1 pseudogene is annotated in these 533 nt (G+C 75.0%); it reads left to right on the forward strand.

Annotated features, from left to right (window positions below):
- A pseudogene (locus tag PUR53_RS10120) lies at positions 1-533 on the forward strand (hypothetical protein); the annotation flags it as partial.

The raw sequence follows: 533 nt of genomic DNA on the forward strand, positions 1-533 counted from the left end.
ACAACGCCATCCTCGGCCCGCTGGAGGACAAGCGCGTCGCCACGCTGAACCGCATCGAGACCGCCATCGGCCGCGCCGCCGCCAAGCCCGAGGGCCTCGAAGCCCTCGCCCCCTGCCAGCTCAACCAGGGCGGTGCCGCGGGCGCCGGTGAGGAGGCGGAGGCCGGCCAGGAGGCCGGAGCCGAGGCCGGTGCGGGTGCCGAAGCGGGCGCGGGTGCCGAGGCCGGTGCGGGCGAGGGTGGCGCGGACGCGGGCAACGCCGGTGCCGCCGGGACCATCACCTGCCCCGAGGTCGAGGGCGAACTCCCCGCGATCCCGGCCTCCGCGCAGGCCGAGGTCGACCGCAACCTCGCGCTCCTCGACACGCAGATCCAGGAAGCCAACCAGCGTCTCATCGACACCGTCGGCCAGGGCGGTGCCAACTTCGTCAACAACGCCATCCTCGGCCCGCTGGAGGACAAGCGCGTCGCCACGCTGAACCGCATCGAGACCGCCATCGGCCGCGCCGCCGCCAAGCCCGAGGGCCTGGAGGCG

It is taken from the genome of Streptomyces sp. SP18BB07 (assembly GCF_036322545.1).
In the GTDB taxonomy this organism is placed as follows: Bacteria; Actinomycetota; Actinomycetes; order Streptomycetales; family Streptomycetaceae; genus Streptomyces; species Streptomyces deccanensis.